The organism is Shimia sp. SK013 (assembly GCF_001292625.1).
Taxonomy (GTDB): domain Bacteria; phylum Pseudomonadota; class Alphaproteobacteria; order Rhodobacterales; family Rhodobacteraceae; genus Shimia.
Map to the genome: position 1 here is coordinate 830,163 of NZ_LAJH01000009.1, position 19,395 is coordinate 849,557.

At 58.2% G+C, this 19,395-nt stretch carries 14 protein-coding genes, 1 tRNA gene and 1 pseudogene; 4 read left to right on the top strand and 12 right to left on the bottom strand.

What is annotated here, in order from left to right; all coding sequences use genetic code 11:
• Positions 1-98: 98 nt before the first annotated feature.
• Positions 99-1,916, top strand: coding sequence for a M3 family oligoendopeptidase (locus SHIM_RS06655; RefSeq protein WP_054002024.1), 1,818 nt, complete (start codon positions 99-101; stop codon positions 1,914-1,916).
• A 71-nt stretch (positions 1,917-1,987) separates the two neighbouring features.
• Here the strand turns inward: SHIM_RS06655 and SHIM_RS06660 are convergent, their stop codons facing one another.
• A complete protein-coding gene (locus SHIM_RS06660) occupies positions 1,988-2,422 on the bottom strand; it encodes a flavodoxin family protein (RefSeq protein ID WP_054001777.1) in 435 nt (144 codons plus the stop codon).
• Between the two features lie 166 nt (positions 2,423-2,588).
• Between SHIM_RS06660 and SHIM_RS06665 the strand changes: the two genes are divergently transcribed.
• Positions 2,589-3,761, top strand: a complete 1,173-nt coding sequence (locus SHIM_RS06665; RefSeq protein ID WP_054001778.1) for a dipeptidase — start codon at positions 2,589-2,591, stop codon at positions 3,759-3,761.
• 18 nt (positions 3,762-3,779) lie between these two features.
• Here the strand turns inward: SHIM_RS06665 and SHIM_RS06670 are convergent, their stop codons facing one another.
• The 4 genes from SHIM_RS06670 to SHIM_RS06685 all read right to left on the bottom strand — a co-directional run bounded on the left by SHIM_RS06670 (position 3,780) and on the right by SHIM_RS06685 (position 7,965).
• Entirely contained in the window at positions 3,780-4,742 is a 963-nt protein-coding gene (locus SHIM_RS06670; protein WP_054001779.1) for a Gfo/Idh/MocA family protein, read from the bottom strand.
• 13 nt (positions 4,743-4,755) lie between these two features.
• Positions 4,756-5,730: a capsular polysaccharide export protein, LipB/KpsS family gene (locus SHIM_RS06675; protein WP_054001780.1), complete on the bottom strand. Its 975-nt coding sequence runs from the start codon at positions 5,728-5,730 to the stop codon at positions 4,756-4,758.
• Positions 5,731-5,809: 79 nt separating this feature from the next.
• Positions 5,810-6,706: an RNA polymerase sigma factor RpoH gene (gene rpoH / locus SHIM_RS06680; protein WP_054001781.1), complete on the bottom strand. Its 897-nt coding sequence runs from the start codon at positions 6,704-6,706 to the stop codon at positions 5,810-5,812.
• Positions 6,707-6,930: 224 nt separating this feature from the next.
• Positions 6,931-7,965: an RluA family pseudouridine synthase gene (locus SHIM_RS06685; RefSeq protein ID WP_054001782.1), complete on the bottom strand. Its 1,035-nt coding sequence runs from the start codon at positions 7,963-7,965 to the stop codon at positions 6,931-6,933.
• Between SHIM_RS06685 and SHIM_RS06690 the strand changes: the two genes are divergently transcribed.
• Entirely contained in the window at positions 7,964-8,257 is a 294-nt protein-coding gene (locus SHIM_RS06690) for a DUF6476 family protein (protein WP_054001783.1), read from the top strand. The two genes, SHIM_RS06685 and SHIM_RS06690, sit on opposite strands and share 2 nt — an antisense overlap.
• Before the next feature lie 13 nt (positions 8,258-8,270).
• Here SHIM_RS06690 and SHIM_RS06695 read toward each other — a convergent pair whose 3' ends face one another.
• The 5 genes and pseudogenes from SHIM_RS06695 to SHIM_RS06715 all read right to left on the bottom strand — a co-directional run.
• Positions 8,271-9,998 carry an adenylate/guanylate cyclase domain-containing protein gene (locus tag SHIM_RS06695; RefSeq protein ID WP_054001784.1) on the bottom strand — a complete coding sequence of 576 codons (1,728 nt, stop codon included), beginning with the start codon at positions 9,996-9,998 and terminating at the stop codon, positions 8,271-8,273.
• A complete protein-coding gene (locus SHIM_RS06700; RefSeq protein ID WP_193749869.1) occupies positions 9,998-14,866 on the bottom strand; it encodes a PKD domain-containing protein in 4,869 nt (1,622 codons plus the stop codon). The genes SHIM_RS06695 and SHIM_RS06700 overlap by 1 nt, the downstream gene beginning before the upstream one ends.
• A gap of 25 nt (positions 14,867-14,891) precedes the next feature.
• Positions 14,892-17,249 (bottom strand): FecR domain-containing protein, encoded by a 2,358-nt coding sequence (locus tag SHIM_RS06705; RefSeq protein WP_193749870.1) that lies wholly within the window; start codon positions 17,247-17,249, stop codon positions 14,892-14,894.
• A 284-nt stretch (positions 17,250-17,533) separates the two neighbouring features.
• Positions 17,534-17,610: transfer RNA gene (locus tag SHIM_RS06710), tRNA-His, on the bottom strand.
• A 43-nt stretch (positions 17,611-17,653) separates the two neighbouring features.
• A pseudogene (locus tag SHIM_RS06715) lies at positions 17,654-18,166 on the bottom strand (GNAT family N-acetyltransferase); the annotation flags it as partial.
• Between the two features lie 59 nt (positions 18,167-18,225).
• On the opposite strand from SHIM_RS06715, the gene SHIM_RS06720 reads away from it, so the two are divergent.
• Complete coding sequence (locus SHIM_RS06720) at positions 18,226-18,411, top strand: DUF6324 family protein (protein WP_054001787.1); 186 nt, start codon at positions 18,226-18,228, stop codon at positions 18,409-18,411.
• Positions 18,412-18,419: 8 nt separating this feature from the next.
• Here SHIM_RS06720 and SHIM_RS06725 read toward each other — a convergent pair whose 3' ends face one another.
• Positions 18,420-18,602, bottom strand: coding sequence for a hypothetical protein (locus SHIM_RS06725; RefSeq protein ID WP_054001788.1), 183 nt, complete (start codon positions 18,600-18,602; stop codon positions 18,420-18,422).
• The gene (locus SHIM_RS06730) at positions 18,599-19,072 is read right to left on the bottom strand and encodes an MmcB family DNA repair protein (protein ID WP_241488803.1); all 474 of its coding nucleotides are present in this window, start codon (positions 19,070-19,072) and stop codon (positions 18,599-18,601) included. Before SHIM_RS06730 ends, SHIM_RS06725 begins: the two co-directional genes overlap by 4 nt.
• Positions 19,073-19,395: the final 323 nt, after the last annotated feature.

The following is a 19,395-nucleotide window of genomic DNA, read 5'->3' on the forward strand; positions in this document are numbered from 1 at the left end:
ATGCTACCGCTCCGGTGACAATCCGCAACCGCCTCTTGAAGGTCCCTGCCCTCTCTGCCTATCTGTTGGCAAACAAATTGCCTTTCAAAGGATGCCCGATGTTCAACCTGCCCTTCCCCGTTTTTGATGCCAATGCCAGTGCCGGTTCCGGTGGTTTCGGCGATCTACCCGAATGGGACCTGTCCGATCTTTATACCGGCGACGATGCGCCCGAACTGACGACCGATCTGGAATGGCTTGAAGGCGAATGCGCTGCATTCGCCGCAGACTACGAAGGCAAACTGGGGGAATTGAGCGCCGCGGACTTCTTGCAAAGCGTTCTGCGCAATGAGAAAATCTCGCAAATCTCCGGCCGCATCATGTCCTATGCGGGTCTGCGGTATTATCAGCTGACCACGGATGCGGAACGCGCACAGTTCATGGCCAACATGCAGGAAAAGCTGACGGAATTCACCACACCGCTGGTGTTTTTCACGCTGGAACTGAACCGTTTGGATGATGACGTCATCGCGGCGCATTTTGCAGAAAACCAAGAGCTGGCGCGCTATGAGCCTGTCTTCCGCCGCATTCGTGCAATGAAGCCGCACCAGTTGTCTGATGAGTTGGAAAAATTCTTGCATGACATGGGTGTCGTTGGGGATGCGTGGGAGCGTCTGTTTGACGAAACCATCGCGGGTCTGACGTTTGATGTGAACGGTGAAGAATTCAACATCGAAGGCACTCTGAACTTTATGACCGACCCGGATCGCAGCAAGCGGGAAGCGGCGGCACATGAGTTGGCGCGGGTGTTTGGCGAGAACATCAAGATTTTCTCACGCGTGCACAACACCGCCGCCAAGGAAAAAGAGGTTATCGACCGCTGGCGCAATATGCCGTCCGCCCAAGCCGGTCGTCACCTGTCAAACGATGTCGAACCCGAAGTGGTTGAGGCGCTGCGCGACGCTGTGGTTGCCGCTTATCCCAAGCTGAGCCACCGCTATTATGAGCTGAAACGCAAATGGCTGGGTCTGGATGTGATGCAGGTCTGGGACCGCAACGCGCCCCTGCCGATGGAAGATCCGTCAACAGTGGATTGGGCCACAGCGCAACAAACCGTGATGGACGCCTACAACGCATTTGACCCACGCATGGGGGAAATTGCCGAGCCGTTCTTTACCAAAGGCTGGATTGATGCGGGTGTGAAACCGGGCAAAGCGCCGGGTGCGTTTGCGCATCCCACCGTCACCAACGTGCACCCCTATGTGATGCTGAACTATCTTGGCAAACCGCGCGACGTGATGACCTTGGCGCACGAATTAGGCCACGGCGTGCATCAGGTGCTGGCCGCCGAGCAAGGCGAAATGTTGTCTTCTACCCCGCTGACATTGGCAGAGACCGCGTCTGTGTTTGGCGAAATGCTGACCTTCCGCACGATGCTGGACAAGGCCGAAACCCAAGAACAGCGCAAGATCCTGCTGGCAGGCAAGGTCGAGGACATGATCAACACGGTTGTGCGCCAGATCGCGTTTTATGACTTTGAATGCAAACTGCACGCCGCCCGTCGCGAAAGTGAACTGACACCAGAGGACATCAACCTGTTGTGGATGTCGGTGCAAGCCGAAAGCCTTGGCGAAGCGTTTGAGTACATGGAAGGCTATGAAACCTTCTGGGCCTATATCCCCCACTTCGTACACTCGCCGTTCTACGTCTATGCCTACGCATTCGGAGACGGCTTGGTGAACGCGCTTTATGCGGTTTACGCCGAAGGCGGCGAGGGTTTTGAGGACAAATACTTCGACATGCTCAAGGCAGGTGGATCGAAGCATCACTCTGAATTGTTGGCACCATTTGGTCTGGACGCGTCTGATCCGAAGTTCTGGGACAAGGGCCTGTCGATGATCTCGTCGATGATTGATGAACTCGAAGCGATGGAGTGATTTGTTGTCGGCGCACCGACCAAAGACGCCAATACACAGAGAACCGGAGCTTTGGCTTCGGTTCTTTGCGTTCAAAACACTCCCATCGCCAACCCAGCCCCCAGCGCCGCGCCAACTTCGGCGCATCGGGCCAAATCGGTGTCTTTGATCTCCTTCTCCGCCAAAATCGCTTCGGGTGTTTGCGCGGATGTGTTCACAATCAGCGGCGGTTGCACGTCCTTGAGGCGCCAGCCGGTTGCGATCCGCGCAAGCTGCCGCGCGGCGTTCTCGCCATCGGATCCGGCGCAGATCATCTGCGCATAAGGCCGACCGTTAAGTTGCCCCAGCACAGGATAATAACACCGATCAAAGAACTCCTTCATCACGCCCGACAGCGCCGCGAGATTTTCCGGTGCGCAGAAAATATACCCCTCGGCCGCCAGCAAATCTTTGGGGTTAGCCTTGGCGGCAGGCAGCAGGATCGCGCGCCCTTCGGCTGCTGCCGCAGCGTGTGCCGCCTCTGCCATCTGGCGGCTGCCGCCAGTACGCGAATGGTAGATGATCAATAAACTCAAGCCGTTGCCCCTGCCCTGTCACATCAATTGCGCTCCGCCACACGTTAGGGCCTTACGTTATGCTTGCCAAACCTACAGGAGCAATTACCGTCACAAAAAACAAAATCGGGGACATGTGATGCGCATATTTGGAAAATGGCTGGGGCGGCTGTTGTTGCTTGTTGGTCTGGCCGTGGCGGCTTTTTTGGTCTTTGCCCCGGGGTATGTCGAGAAATCACGCAACACCGTTGCTCCGCACGATCCGTTTGATGTCAGCGCCGAGGCGCAGGCCTTGCATGACACGCTGATCGTTGGAGACTGGCACGCAGATACATTGCTTTGGAAACGCAATCCTCTGAAACGCGCAAGCCGCGGTCAGGTCGACCTTCCGCGCCTGATTGAGGGAAATGTGGCTTTGCAGGTCTTTACCGCCGTGACCAAATCGCCGGCGGGTCAGAACTATGACGAAAACTCCGCTGACGCACAGGACAACATCACCCTTTTGGCCATTGGACAGCTTTGGCCCGTTGCCACGTGGGATTCGCTTTACGAACGCGCCTTGTTTCAGGCCGCGCGATTGCACAAGGCAGCGGCGGACTCTGACGGGCAATTGCGTGTGATCACCACGCGTGCCGAAATGGAGCAGCTGTTGGCGGATCGCGCTGCAGGGCAAAAAGTCACCGGCGGCATGCTGGGGCTTGAGGGCGCCCACCCGCTGGAGGGTGATTTTGCCAACCTTCAAGGCCTGCAGGACGCAGGCTATCGCGTGATTGGCTTGCAGCACTTCTTTGACAACGAACTTGGCGGCTCGTTGCATGGCACCGGCAACAAAGGTCTGACCGATTTTGGCCGTCAGGTTGTTGCAGCCATTGAAGAGCGCAATCTGGTGCTCGATCTAGCCCACAGCAGTCCTCAGGTGGCGCTGGATGTGCTGGCATTGACCGACATGCCGCTCATCGTCAGCCACACAGGCATCCATTCCAACTGTCCGGTAAAGCGCAACTTTGAAGATGCCCTGATGCGCGATATCGTGGCCACCGGCGGCGTGGTTGGGATCGGTTATTGGGCCGATGTGACCTGCGACGACAGCCCGTTGGGTGTGGCCAAAACCATCCGCGCGGCCGTGGATGTGGTGGGCGAAGACCACGTGTCGCTGGGTTCCGATTTTGACGGGTCCGTGCCGACGGCCTTTGACACCGCCGAAGTGGCGGCGATCACACAGGCGCTAATGGTTCAGGGCCTGAATGAGCCGCAAATCCGCAAGGTCATGGGCGAAAACATGCTGCGCGTATTGCGGGAGCGTTTGAAATAAAACGGTTTTTGCGGTGGCTCAGACCGCCGCAAACACCTGATCCATCATCGCCTGCGTGCCGCGTGCGTCCTCAAGCGTCCACGCGTAAGGCGCGCCATCGCGCAATGCGTGCCCGAAGGCTTCGACCTGTTCTACATAGTGGTTCACCCGTGGAAACCGCTCGATCAAAACGCTCATATCAGGGCGGCTGATGCGGATTTCTGCTTGATCAAACACGCCGGCATTAAACGGACAGGTCAGGCTCATGACCGCCTGATCGCCATGAAAATGCACCTCTTGGCGGGGCGCCATCCGGATCGAGGTGAAGGCCTGATAGGTGAAGTCCGGAAAGGAAAATCCCATGTCGGCAAACAGATCGACACCGTTGTCCATTTCGGCGCGGGCATAGTCGAGCTGCGTCGGCTCCTGCCCCGTGGCATAGCGCACGCTGCCCATCACGTAGACACCAATGTCGCGCAATCCACCGCCGCCTGCCGCCGCCTGATTGCGGATGTTGCCCGCGTCATCATTAAAGAATGAAAACGCGGCGTTCACATGCCGCAGATTGCCAACCGCGCCCTCTGCCAGCAGGGATTTGGCGCGCTGCCACTGCGGGTGGTGCACAATCATGAAGGCTTCGGCGCACAAGAGCCCGGCCGCGTCACGCGCGGCGATCAAGCGGTCAATCTCGGCGACGTCCATGCCGATCGGCTTTTCGCACAGAACCGCTTTGCCGGCGTCCAGCGCTTTGATCGACCAATCGACGTGTAAGTGGTTGGGCAATGGAATGTAGACCGCGTCGATGTCCGGATCTGCCAGCAATGCCTCGTAACTGGCGTGCACCTTTAAATCTGGCGCAAACGCCGCAAAGGGTACAGCTTTGTCCGGATTGGAGGTCGCCAGCGCCACCAACTTGGCATCTTTTGCGGCGTGAATGGCTGGTCCCATTTTGTCCAAAGCAAAATTGGAGGCGCCAAGAATACCCCATCTGATAACTGCCATTGTCGTTAGATCCTTATTCCGCCGCCAGCTTCTTGGCGCTTGCTTTGATATCGTATCCCTGTGCTGCCATTCGGCGCACAACTTGTCGCGCAATAACCTTGTCGCGGCGACTTGCATCCAAACATTGCAGCCCGAAATACCAATAGAGGTATTTGGCATAGACCCGACCGCGCGGTTCCTGCTCAAGTAACACTTGAAGCTTTTCCGGTGTGCGGGCCACATCCGCGAGGTGGTGAAAATCTGCCTGACCACACAAAATTACCGGTTTGCGGTGCATGTATGCCTCAATCCCCACCGCCGAGTTTATCGTTACAACCCGTTGGCATTGCGCCAGAATGTCGTGAATGTTTCCTGTCACCACGTGCAGGTCGGAATAGACTTTTTGCATCGCTTCAAGGCGCTCTCCCAGCATTGGATCACGGTCTTTGGGGTGGGGTTTCACGACCACGGAACCGTCCCAACTCTTGAGCACAGTTTCCAACATGGTCCAGCGGTCCATGTAAAAGGTTTCTTCCACGTTGCGGTCATCTTCACTTTGGAAAAACACCGCCACGGAATCGTCTGGTATCGTCACCGACTCTTCGGGTTGCGGATAGCGTGAGCTGCGTTTGTCCATCCACCGCCGCCGTAGCCGACCAAAAAATTTGCGTGCTTTGTCTTCGTCTACTTTGCCCGAAACGAATTTGGTATCCGCAATGGATGAAAAGGCGCGAATGCCCAAAGGATCCATGTTCCAGTATGGATACACATACGCCACGCCTGCGTTTAAGACGCGTTCATGCTGTATCCGGCTGTGGTTAAAAATGTGAAACCAGTCGTCCCGCTCGACCCGCGCCAACGCGTTCTCGCGGTCAATCGCCTCGGCGCGCCACGGCACTCCGATTTCATCGAATCCCGCCTGTAGCTTTCGGTAAAATGGCAGCATATCCATGCTGTTCGGTGCCAGCCAGCTTTCTGGCAAATGCAGCACCACACCCCGATCAGCCATTGATTCTGCTCATAAAAATGCCTCTCCCGTTCGCACGGAAGAGGCTAAACTGTTTCCTGACATACGCCAAGAGCGTGTCTTAATGATTTGCGAGCATTCCTTTGGTCGCCGCCAATTCGCGCATACGCTTTTGCAGCTTTTCAAAGGCACGCACCTCGATCTGGCGAATACGCTCACGGCTCACGCCGTACTGTCCGCTCAGGTCTTCTAGCGTGACGACTTTCTCCGCCAAACGGCGTTGAGTCAGGATGTCTTTTTCGCGATCATTCAGAACTGCCATCGCTTCCGCCAATAGCTCGCGACGCGCGTTAAGCTCGTTTTTGGCCTCATAATCTCCCGCCTGATCGGCGTCTTCATCCTCAAGCCAGTCCTGCCATTGCATGGTGCCTTCGCCGTCGGAGCCGACCTGCGCATTCAGGGACGCGTCGCCGCCCGACATGCGTCGGTTCATCGAAATCACCTCGGTTTCGGTCACGCCCAAGTCATTGGCAATGCGGGCCACGTTTTCGGGGCGCAAATCGCCCTCTTCCAACGCACCAATACGGGCTTTGGCCTTACGCAGGTTGAAAAACAGCTTCTTTTGCGCAGATGTCGTGCCCAGTTTCACCATCGACCACGACCGCAGGACGTATTCCTGAATGCTGGCGCGAATCCACCACATGGCGTAGGTCGCCAGACGGAAGCCTTTTTCCGGGTCAAAGCGTTTGACGGCCTGCATCAGGCCGACGTTGGCCTCAGAAATCACTTCGGCTTGCGGCAAGCCATAGCCGCGATAACCCATCGCGATCTTGGCTGCGAGACGCAGGTGAGATGTCACCATTTTGTGAGCGGATTCAGCGTCTTGCTCTTCCACCCAGCGTTTGGCGAGCATGTATTCTTCTTCCGGCTCAAGAAGGGGAAATTTGCGGATTTCCTGCAGATAACGGTTCAGACCGCCTTCTGGTGTTGGGGCCGGCAGGTTTGCATAGTTTGCCATCTGTGTCCTCCCTCCGAGTAACAAGTGCCATAATGTTTATATCGTTAACATCTATTTAGTCAGCGCTAACAGGCTTTCAATGGCACGGGCGGATTTTCTCTTCAAAAGGTTAAGATTTTTTCTGCACCTGCACCACAGGCATTTCTGTGCTTTTGCGCGCATGTGCAGTTTATTGCCGATGACACCAAAACTGCGCCCTGATCCTTGCGCACCCGAAAGACGGTTTAACCCGCGCCTGCGCTCAGCGCCGTGATAAGCGTGGTCATATCCTCAGGCATCTCTGCCTCAAACCGCAGATCTTCTCCTGTTACCGGATGCACAAATCCCAACACAGCGGCGTGCAGCGCCTGTCGCGAAAATGTCTTTGCTGCTTCAAGCCCTGCCGCGCCGATGGCTTTTTCGGCCAGCTTGCGTCGCCCGCCATACACCGGATCGCCAATCAAGCCGTGTCCGGCGTGGGTCAAATGTACGCGAATCTGATGCGTGCGACCGGTTTCAAGCCAACACTCCACCAATGCGGCCACTGCTGGCGCGCCGAACGGCTCAACAATGCGCACCCGTGTCACCGCATGTCGGCCGCCTTCAAACAGCACCGCCTGACGCTGACGGTCGGTCTTGTGGCGGGCCAGATGGGTGGTGATTTTCATGATATTGCCGGGCTCAAAATTCACCCCGCGCACGCCGCGTAAGCGCGGATCGTTGGCATCAGGCACCCCGTAGCAGACCGCGCGGTAGTAACGTTCGACCGCGTGGGCGGCGAATTGATCGGCCAACCCCTGATGCGCGGCATCAGATTTGGCTACGACCAGCAACCCACTGGTTTCCTTGTCAATTCTATGAACTATTCCGGGACGCTTCATGCCTCCGACACCAGACAAGCTGTCACCACAGTGATGCAGCAGCGCGTTGACCAACGTGCCATTTGGCGTACCGGGCGCGGGGTGAACCACCATGCCTGTGGGCTTGTTGATCACAATGAGATCATCGTCTTCCCAAATCACATCCAGAGGGATGTCTTCAGGGCCGATGTGGCTTTCTTCGGCCTGCGGCACCGCGATCTCGACGGCTTCGCCACCCGCAACCTTGGCTTTGGGATCGCGCACCACAATGCCGTCCACTTTGACGGCACCTTCAACCAGCAATTTCGCCAGCCGTGTGCGCGACAGAGTCGCCTCCACTGGCACATTCAGCGAAAGCGCCTTATCAAGACGCTTGGGCGGGTTTTCCGCGATCACGAAAGTAACAAAGGCTTCAGCCATGACAGATGCTCCGGACCCGATCGAGCCAGCCAACCTGCGGTTTTTGCGGTTGCTGGTCACAGGCTTGACGACGGTGATGATTGTCGGGCTTGTAACCGTGGTCGCGCTGATTGTCATGCGCTTCCGTGACGACGGGCCAATCCTTCCGGAAGAGATCACTTTGCCCGACGGCGTGGCGGTGCAGGCTGTGACCACCGGTGACGGCTGGTACGCACTGGTGACGGATGACGACCGCATCCTGATTTACGACCGCATCACCGGCGCGTTGCGTCAGGAAGTGGTGCTGGACTAAGGCGCGCCTGACCTTAGACAGCAAGTGTTTCTTCTTCGCTGAATGACGCGCGATAGACTGGCACCGGATCGGCGTATCCTTTGAGGTCAACCGCCGGACGCGCGTCCAATGCGACGCCTTCGTCCACCAAATCCGTTGTCGCACGATCCACAAGCACCTCCCATGGGCCTGCTTTGGAACACAGGCGTGCAGCGAGATTCACGGTGGAGCCCAGCACGGTATAATCCATCCGTTCCCTTGCGCCCATTGCGCCAATCACCACCGCGCCGGACGCAATGCCGATGCCCACGGCCAATTCGCGCCCCGTTTGGGCGCCAAAGCTCTCGGCCAGCGCTTCCTTGATTTCGACACCACAGCGCACGGCGCGGTCTTCTTTGTCCTCGCCCACAAACATCGCCATCAATTCATCGCCGACAAATTTGTCGATGTCTCCGCCGTGGCGCACGACAATGGCTGACTGGATCTCGAAATAGCGGTTCAGCACCTCGATCACTTCTTCCGGCGTCACAGTCTCCGAAAACGCGGTATAACCGCGAATATCGGAGAACAGCATTGTCACCTCGCGCCGCTCCCCGCCGCGCTTGATGCCTGCGCCGTCACGGGCCTGAATGGCGGACACAGTTTCGTGGCTGACAAACTTCATCAACTCCATACGTTCGCTAAGCTGGCCAGCCATGGTGTTCACCCGCGCTGCCAGATCGCCAATTTCGTCGCGGCTTTTGACCCGATCCACGCGCGCGCTGTAATCCCCTTCGCCAATTGCGTCCGCCACGCGCCCGATTTTCAGGATTGGACCGGTCAGGCCTTTGGAGAAAATCAGCGCAGCTGCCGACGCCGCCGCAAAGCCCAGCGCGCCGACCATCACGATGCGACGCATCATTTCCGCGATCACCGCATAGGCGCTTTCTTCACTAAGTTCGGTTATAACCGCCCAGGGAAACCATTCGGGAAAGGCATAAGCCCCAAGCATGTCCGTGCCGTCGGGCCGCCTGTAGGTCTGAAGCGCGTCGGCCCGTGCTCCCGCCACAATCAGTGGCATGGCAGACGCGACAATTGCGCGTTGGTTCATAACTTCGGGATCATCTACCAACGCGGTGCGGCCCGCGTGATCCACGATGGTGATTTCGCCACGCTGGTTGAACGGATGGCGCGACACCGTGCGCCGCAACGCGCCAAGATTGATACGGGCTGCCAGAGTTAATTCTCGTCCCGCAATTTTGCTTTCCATTGGCAGAGCCAGCGTCGCGACCCAATCACCGGTTTCCCGGATTTGGCTGATCAGCGGTCGGCCAAATTGGCCTGTGCCTTTGATGTTGGCGATCAGTTCCGGGCTTGCAGCCAGTGTGGTGACCGGATCAAGCCCTTCTGCGGCAAGCGCTTCGCCAAAAGTCTGATCGCTTACCACCATGGGAATATCAGAACCTTCAACGCTTAACTGCAGCGCCACGACCCCTTCCAATTGCTCCATGCCCTGCGTCAGCAGCGAGACCTTTTGCGCCACGTCCAGATCCGGATTGTCCACGCCGGAACGGATCACCATCAAAGGCGCAAGCCAACGCCCTTGATACATACTGTCGAACTCGCTGCGCACCTGTGCGGCGACGCCTGTCAGGTCTTCGTTCACGGCGCTTTTGAGTTCATCGCGTGCGATGCGCACAAGGTTTTCCCCCACCAACGCCAGCGGCACAACGGCCACAAGTGCTGCAAACAGGAAGAACTTGAGCGGTAGCGGGAAACGCATCAATTGCTGCCTTCACGCGCTGTGGCTTTGATCAGCGCGGTGTCTGTGCTGACACCACAGCTAAGCCCGCTGCTGTCTCGTGCCGTCACCGTGACCGTATAGTCACCCGCACTGGCATACCGGTGCCGCGCCACAGCTCCAGACAGGCTGGTGCCATCGCCAAAGTCCCAATCGATCAGCAGCCCCTGCCCGTCCGGATCACGCGCAGCGCTGGCGTCAAACCGCAACACATCATGCGCGGCGCCCACTGGCGTGGATTGGTTCGCCCCGGCGTCCACCACTGGCGCACTGTTGACCAGAACCCGCGCCATGTCCTGACCCGTGTTGCAGGTTGCGCCACTGTCATCGACAACGCTCAGGGTCACATCAACCGGGCCTGTGGCGCCAAAGCTGCGTGTGACTTCGGCGCCGCGCAGTTCCACGCCGTCCGAAAATGTCCAGATGTGGTTGGTGATCTTGCCATCCGCATCATACCCACCGGCGCTGAAAACCACGTCTTCATCGGCACAGACGACACGATCCGGCCCCGCATCAGCCTCCGGCACCGCATTAACACGTGCGTATACCTCCTCGCGGTAAACCGAATTCGCCAACCCGCGCCCGTCATCTGTGGTCACCGCCACCGGATAAAGCCCCGGCTTGGCAAAGACATGCTCCACCGCGACCCCGGTGTCGGTCTGCCCGTCGCCAAACGCCCAGTTGACCGCGACACCCTCCGCAGCGGTCACTTGCCAGCTGCGTGGTGTGTTCGCACAAAGCGCGGGCGGCGTATCCAACCCGGCAATCGGCACCGGATTGACCGTGACTTGCCGCGCCGCCACCGCGACCGAATTGGCCACGCCCGCATCGTCCATAACCTCAAGGGTCAACGCATAGGTGCCGGCCTTTTCATAGCGGTGGTGTCCCGCAACCCCAGTCGACGTGCTGCCGTCGCCAAAGTCCCACAGGTAGCGCGTGATCACCCCGTCCTGATCGAGCGACCCGCCAGCGTCAAACGACACCAAAGCGCCCACTGCGACGCTTTCGGGTCCATCAATCGCGGGCTGGGGCGCTGCGTTAACCACAATCTTGTGGCGGCTGACCAATTGCCCGCAGTCCTGCGTGCCGCCCTCAAGTTTGGTGGTCAATGTCACCAGATATTCACCCGGTGCATCAAACACATGGTTGGCGTTTTGTCCTGACGCGTTTGCACCGTCGGAAAACTGCCAGTCAAACGCCACTGGATCGCCGGTTCCTGCGGCCTCACCCAGCTTGGCGAAAAACGCCACTGCCTCGCCGACCGGCGCGCGTTCGACGGCCACAATCGTTTGGCTGCGCGCAGGCAGCACCTCGACCGTCACGGTGTCTGTGTCCAGCGGGCTGCATTGACCAACCGCGTCGCCCGTTATGGTCAGTGTCACGGAATAGGTGCCTGCGCGTTCAAAGCTTTTGACCGGCGACGCGCCACTGGCGCGGCTGCCATCACCAAAGGTCCACTCAAATCCATTCACCGATCCATCCGCATCGGTGGAGCCGCTGCCATCCATGCGCACTTCTTGATTGACGCACACCCGCATATCCGGCCCCGCGTTGGCAATCGGCCCCTCTTGCACGATGACCGCAATCCGGTCGCGATCGCTGCCACGGCTTGAGCCGCTTTCATCCGCCACCGACAATGTCACCGGATATGTGCCCGGCATTTCATAGGTCTTGGTCGGGTTGATGATGTCAGACCCCGTGCCATCGCCAAAGTTCCAGTTGTACTGCAGCAGATCGCCATCCGCGTCCGCACTTTGAGAACCATCAAACAGGATCGACTCGCCTGAACACACATCACGGTTGCCACCGGCATGTGCCACAGGTGCTGCGTTGATGATCACTGTGGTTGCGTCAATGTCGCTGGCATTGCTAAGACCAGATCCGTCGTCCACCCGCAACGTCACAGGAAAGCGCCCCGCCCTTGGGAACACATGCGCCACTTCACGACCAAACATCTGCTGCGATCCATCGCCAAAGTCCCACTGATAGACAAGGTTGTCCCCATCCGCGTCGCTTGAGCCGCCCGCATCCAGCGTCACAAGCATTTGGTCGGTATCGATTACAGGACCTGCTTCGGCTTCGGGGCGATGGTTGACCTGAATGACAACACTGTCTTGGGCTGTCGCATTGGCCACGCCGCTGTCGTCGCGTACAATCAGGCGGGCGTTAAAAACGCCAGCCGAGGGCCACGCGCGTTCAACTACGCTGGCTTCAAGCGGGGATTGCAGATCGTCAAATTCCCAACTGTATCCCGCCAGTTGACCGTCGCGATCAAACGACCCGGTGGCGTCAAAAGACACGCTTTCATCCGGGGCAACGCGAATATTGGGACCGGCGACTGCCACAGGCTGATCGTTGACCGTGATCAACACTTCGCTTTCGTCACCCGCGCCGCCGCCCACAAAATCATCGGTCACGGCAAGCATCACACGATGCAGTCCCGGTTGATCAAAACTGTGCGCCGCACGCACGCCGGTCTTGGAGCTGCCATCCGTGAACGACCAGACGTAATCTACCACCCGACCGTCGGGATCAAGTGACGCCCCCGCATCCAGCACAAACTCTTCGCCCGGCGCCACCGTCAATGCAGGGCCCGCATCCGAAATCGGCGCGGCGTTCACCACCACTTTCATCGTGTCGCGATGGGTGCTTTGTGGCGCACCGCTGTCATCTTGCACGGTCAAAGCCACATCATAAGTGCCGGGCCGTGCAAAGCTGTGCACAGGACGTGGTCCCTGTCCCGTGCGTCCATCGCCAAAGTCCCAAAGGTATTGCGCGATCTGCCCGTCGATGTCGCGTGAGGCGCCACCGTCAAACTGCACATCAGAGGTTGTCACAAACTGATCCACTCCAGCGTCCGCCACGGGCCTTGTATTGACGATCACCTCGTAGGCCACTTGTTGAGTGGCCGAAGTGGTACCGGAATTGTCGGTCACTGCCAGTACCACGCGATAAACACCGGGTTTGGCCCACGCGTATTCGGCCATCTCACCTTCGCCGATCGAACCGTCACCGAAATCCCACAGATGGCTCAGGATCACACCATCCGCGTCACGCGACCCGCTGCCGTCAAGCAAAACGGCCTCGCCCACAGCAACCGGTTCCGACGGGCCTTCGATCACCGGCACCGGTGGTGCGTTCACCCGAATGGTCAAACGATCCATAGCCGTTGCGTTGGCAACGCCGCTGTCGTCGGTCACGGCAAGCGCCACAGTGTATACCCCGGGCTCGGTATAGACATGCGTCACCCGCGATCCGTCGAGCGTTGTCCCGTCGCCCATCTCCCAGACGTGCGCGCCAATGGTGCCGTCCACATCATAGCTGGCCGCGCCATCCAGCGTCACCGCGCGCCCCACGATAGTGCTTTGATCCGTGCCCGCCTCGGCAACGGGTGCTGCGTTCACCGTTACCAAGCGCGTTGCTACACCGAAGTTACAGGGATGACTGCTGCCATCTGAAACCCGCAACACCGACCGATATGCCCCCGCCTGACCGTAGACGTGTTCGGTAGCCGCGCCTTCGACCGCTGCGCCATCGCCGAAGGTCCAAACATAGCGGGTGATCGGGCTGTCACTGGGCACAGAGGCGCCCCCGTCAAAAGCCACCACATCGCCCGGTGCCACCGTGATGTCCTGACCTGCCATTGCAACCGGTGCTTTGCGTATATGCACGGGTGCCGTGGCCTCGGCCCCGCGCGCCGCGCGCGTACCGGGCAACAGCACGCGCAACCGCGCGTCATACTTGCCGGTGGTGTTGTAACCATAGGCGCTGACCGGCTCCGCGCCGGTTGCTCCATCGCCGTAGTCCCACATATAGGCCAGCAACGGATCTGCACCGTCATGGCTGCCATCAAAGGCCACCGACCTGCAGTCCGCCAATTCCCGCGCGCGCGGCAAAGCTTCGGGGCGTTCCGGCACCGGGGCCTGTCGTGGTGGCATCAGGATAGGCAAAGCAGTGCCTGTTTGATCAAACACCGACAGTGTCACATCATTGGGGGTTTCAAAACCGCCACGCAAGGTGATGGCAAGCAAATCCTCGCCGGGCGACACCTCTTCCGAGCTCCAGAGGTTCTGGCCCGACGCCCGCAAACGCATGTCGGAATACATCCGGTTCAAACGCAGATCCCCCGCCGCGCCGTCAAAATTCTGCACCGTTAAAGGCCCAACCGCCGCGTTCATCAACTCGACCCGTGTGCCGGCATCACCGCCGGGCCAGCGAATGGTTGGCTGATAGGCCTCCATGACCAGCCCGACTGGTCGGCGATGCACATCGCGGGCAAGGCTCACATCTACGTTAAACCCGTTGCCGTCGTCGCCGTCGGCGCCAATGACTTCGAGGCGGAACCAAGCGCGATCGCCAATGACCTCACCTTGCCGCGCCCGCATCGATCCAAGCGACACCCATTGCCCGTCTGTCTTCGGGTCAGCGACAAACGTTGCCTCCCGCAGCACGTCCCCGGACCGGGGTGCCATGAGCGCCGCGCGTTTTATCTTTTGCGGTCGCGCTCCATCTGCAACCGACACCGGCATCTCGATGCCTGTGCGCGCACCTTCGCCGCCAAACACCCGATAGATTGTCTCGGTGTTGCCATAGCGGCCATAGCGAAAATCATGTTCACCGCTCATCTCAGGATCAAATATCCGCACATAAATTCGGTCGCGCAAATTATTGGGAACGCTAATCAAAATCGTTTCGCGGTGATCAATGTCGCCTTCACGGGTTGGCGCAAGTACGCCATAAACGACCAAGAGACCCTGATCCACGGGTGGCGCCATATCTTGCGCTCTGACGGCCTCGCCGCTCAGCGTCAAAATCACCGCCGCCCAAATACGCATTATGCGTCGCATCATCCCAATCATCCCCACTTCAGCCTTCTCATCGGAAAGCCTCATTGCCCGCGTAATCCTGCACAATCACCTCGATCAAACTCATCTCACCTTGCGAAGCCGGCAGACTTGCACGGCAGACACCCGCGCGGCTGTCGCAGCGCAAATATCCCTCAAATTCCGCATCCCCAACTTCCACCAAATAAGGCGCCGCCTGACGCAGTCCGCCCTCATCTGTTGCCGTCACCACAATTTCAATCGGCCCCGCATCCCCGTTTGGTCTCAGCATTTCGGCAGAGGCGATTTCCGGCGGCTCCAGATCCAAAAGCGTTTCGATGGCCAGAACACCTACGTTTCCTGCGGCGTCTTCGGCCCGCAATTCAAACGTGTTGCGCCCGGGCGCCAAGGCAATCTGCGTGGCAAAGAAATCATCAAACATCTCAAGCTCTTCGCCATCGAGCTTCAAGCTCACTGCGTCGCCAAAAACACCGGTCAGATCAAGTGTTTGCTCAGACGTGGCCCGTGGCGGTGGCACGTCCAGAACGATCTCAGGGGCTTGCGTGTCCAATTGCACAGAAAATTCCAAGTCACCGACCAAACGCCCTGCCAACGACACCACCTCGAGCCGATAATCTTGTACCTGTGGGCCGACGGGCACTGTCATTGCCAGCCGCCCGCCAGTACCGATGCGCGTGCGCCCGACCTCAGCGCCAACGGCATCGCGCAGCAGCGCGTCCAACCCTGACGGCGCCGAAGTTGCGGCCAAAACCGTCATCTCCGGCGTGCGACTGACCAGGAAATCCCCCTGCCGCGCAAGCCCCGCGTCCAGATCAATCCGCACCGCTTCTTGCCGCACGTAAGTCACGTTTCTACGTTTTTCAGACTTGTTCCCCGCAGCGTCCAACGCCACCAGAACCAATTGGTTTTCCCCAACCTTCAAAGGCGCTTGCACGACAAAGCTTCCGTCTTTGGAGATCGTAACCGGTGTGCCGTTAAGCGTTAGAACTGCGCCCGCCTCCGCTGCTCCCAGCACTTCGATTGCGCCATTTTCCACGAGCGTCGCGTCTTGCGGGGCCAACACGGTCAGAAATGGCGGTGTCTCGTCAATGCGCAGCTCAAAGGCGCGGGTTTCGGACCACTTCCCGGGCAAGCCCAACTTGTCCAATGCCGCGACACGCCAAAAATGCACACCAGGGGTTAATGCCTCGACCCGAAATCCGGTGTCCTTAACGCCCCATTCGGTCATGATCATCCGATTGAAGCCAGGATCTCGCGCGACCTCAAACCAATAACCGCTGGCCTCTGGAAACACCTGCCAACTAAGATCGACAGCGCGTCCAAAGACCTCCGATTTGTCGGCTGGCTGCGACAGCAACGTGCGCTCCAGAACCTCTGCGCGGGCTGTGACGCCGGCATCGGTAATCACGACCCCTTCGTCCTGCCCCAAAGACACCTTTGCCGAACCACTTTCAATGTCCAATGCGGCGGTGTCGTAGTTCACAAATAGGGCGCTGTCGTCTTGTTTCTTGATCCAGAAATCATCGCTTTCGGTGGTCGTCTGAATGCCCGGCACGTCGATCTCAAAACTGTCCTGATCGGACAGTTGATTGAGCAAAGCGTAAAAATCGCCGCTTTGCAGGCTGACTTTGGTGACCTCCTTGCCGGTCAGAGGGTCCGACCGCATCCGTTGGATCGTGGCATTGGAGTTCGGGTTGAGACGCAACCGGCTGAGGTCGCGAAAGGTCACCTGCGTTGTGGAATTTGTCAGCGTGCGAACCCTTTCAAATTCCACCAGAACATCATCAAGCGCCCTGTTAGACCAAACTGCCTCTGCCGGATCCCGGCCTTCCACACGTCCGTGAATGTCAGTGATCAGCGCTTCCGCCGCACGGTCACGTTGGGCCACGGCTATTTCAAACGCCTCTACTGCGTGATCCGTGCTGGACCCCGCATAATCCACGACCTGCCGCCATTCGCCCTCGCCGCGCCGTGTCACCGCCGTGTCCCGATCCGAGATCGCATCACCAATTTGTAGCGGTGCAAACAGCCGCGCGCCTTCGGCCGTCGCTTTCTGAATTGCCGTCAGAGACATGGCCAAAGCTTCGTCCGCCAAAGCCACCTGCACCACCGGCAACTGCAGAACCGTGCCGGGCGACAAATCCGCGACCGACGTCAAATCATTGATCCGCAGAATGGTCGGCCAAAGGTCCGGATCGTTCAAATGTTGGGCTGTAAAATCACGCAATGTGGAGTCGCCAGAGAACGGCACCAACTCGTAGGGTGCGTTCAGTGGATCAACATCGGCAGAGACACGAAAAGCACCGCTGTTGCCGCCAATGGCCAGCAACAGGCACAACGCCCCCAATAGTCCGGCACGCGTATTTCGAATTGTCGCCGGGCGGAACATGGCAGCCCCCATTGATCGAAATGCGTAATGCTAAAATTAGTTAACGCGACAAATGTCCTTGTTTTTAAGGCTTTGCGCAAGCTTTTTGGCTAATAAGGCAATTATTAACCACAAATCTGGAAACAGTGCCGGAAAATACTGCTGTGAAACGCCCAACCGGAAACAAAGCTGCCGACCAAACGCCGACAGTCAGCTCAATGGCAATCGCACACAGGCCACATCGCACGACAGATGCGCGATGGCACAAGCGTAGGACAGGCAATTCTGAGATTGAGGGGGGATAATGGTACCGCCTCCCCGGCTTGAACGGGGGACCCCTGGTTCCACAAACCAGTGCTCTAACCAACTGAGCTAAGGCGGCACGTTCAGGCGATTTAGCGTCCTATGTCGACGATTGCAAGCGCCTAAAAAGAAATTTTCCAAGTTTGTTCGACAAGGTCGACACCGAAATTCCGCACCGGTCGGGCATCGGTCAATTCAAAGCCATAGGCCGCATATAGAGCGCAAGCAGCGGCGTGACTTTCATGAGTCCAAAGCTGCATACCCGCATAGCCGCGGTCGCGTGCAAATCCCATACAGGTCTCAAGCAAACGCCGACCAAGCCCAAGCCCCTGCGCCTCTGGTTGCACTAGAAACAGGCGCAGTTTGGCCTGCAACGGATCCTTGGATTTCACACAGAAAATGCTGCCCAATCGCCACCCGTTTCGTTCGGCAACCCAACCGCGTTCCCAAATGGCGTCGTTGTGGTCCACAAAATCCGTCAGGATCGCGGAAACCAAAACCGCGAAACTGTCATCAAATCCTTCTGTTCTGGCATAAAGCTCTGCGTGTGCTTCCACCAACCAATCCAGATCGCGCGCCTCAAATTGGCGCAAAGTGACTTCATCAATCTCACGCACTGCACTCTCCTGTCCCCGCGTGCCTTGCCTTCACCTTGCATTCACGCTACCCGATTTGCCAGCACAGGAGAACCGTCATGGGCATCAACACCGAACGCGACATCGAAGCCAACATGCAAATCGGCCCGACCGATCAAGGATTCGTGCGGATTTTTATCGAAGCTGATGGTCTGGAAATCCCGATGGATTTTTCTCCGGAGGAAGCCGAAGAAATCGCGGACGAAATTCGCGCTGCCGCCGCCACTGCGCGGTATGTTGACTGACCACCCGTTCAGGTCAAAATTTCACCGGGACCTTTGAGTTCAAAGCCAGTGATTTCAAATTCGTAGTACCCGTTGCGGTCGCCACGCTCTGCGCGGGCAATCAACTTGCCGTCTTTGTGAAAAACCGCGTGCACTGTTTGCAGACCGCGGTAACACCAATCGCCGTCGGGATAATAAAATTTCACCATCATCGTGTGGTCTCCTCATCGGGCATTGGCGCCAGTTTGGGGTCGCGAAACCGGTGCAATCGCCGTGCCGCATCTGTGGCGAACTTCTGGATCATCTTCTTGCGCCGCGCGGGCGCCAATTTGTCTTCGGGTCCCATTCGAATGATTTCCGCATCGTAAGCGTCCGCCATGATCAACCCCGTGCCATACGGCAGCAGTTCCGTCGGAAATTCCGTATCCACCGCCCAAAAATACCGGTCACACCACTCCAGATAGCCCTGCCATTTATTGTCTGACTGGAAATCGGCGCGGCTGGATTTGCATTCCACCACCCAAAGCTCTCCTTTGGGGCCAAGCGCCATCACGTCCACGCGCAAACCACGCGCCGGCACAAATTCTTCGATCGATACATAGCCATGGCTGCGCAAGTGACGGCTGACGCCACGGGCCAAAAGCTGACCGGGTTGCATGGTGTGAGGAGCACTGTCATTCATACCGACAACGTGAACAATTCATGAACAAATTACAAGACCAACTGTGTCACTGCCCCCTTGCGCTGAGGCGGTTGGACGCATAGATAAAGCAGTGGCGGGTTCTGCCCTTCTCGTAATACGGTTGCATTCCGGTGGCCTTAAGCAATTCCGAGGGAGCTGGCTCTGTTCTGGTCCTGGCCTGATTACCTGGCGCCCACCTGTACATACAGGTCCTCGGGAATGAGATAACCCTACGGCTGCGTTTGCGGGCCCGCCACTTTTCTTTCTAATTGGGCTGCGACTTCAAGACGTTGTCCGCATAGAGGGACGATGACGCGGTTGTG